Annotated in this window: 1 rRNA gene; it reads left to right on the top strand. The window is 53.8% G+C overall.

Annotated elements, in window-relative coordinates:
• Positions 1 to 238 (top strand): 16S ribosomal RNA (locus ACTHSL_RS14170); the annotation flags it as partial.

The raw sequence follows: 238 nt of genomic DNA on the forward strand, positions 1-238 counted from the left end.
GCTTAAAGGGTGCGTAGGCGGACATACAAGTGCCTTGTGAAATCCCAGAGCTCAACTCTGGAACTGCTTGGTAGACTGTGTGTCTTGAGGTCGGTAGGGGTCGCTGGAACAGTTGGTGGAGCGGTGAAATGCGTAGATATCAACTGGAACGCCAAAGGTGAAGACAAGCGACTGGGCCGATTCTGACGCTGAGGCACGAAAGCGTGGGGAGCAAACGGGATTAGATACCCTGGTAGTC

The organism is Neisseria sp. P0008.S010, from assembly GCF_051962715.1.
Taxonomy (GTDB): Bacteria; Pseudomonadota; Gammaproteobacteria; order Burkholderiales; family Neisseriaceae; genus Neisseria; species Neisseria elongata.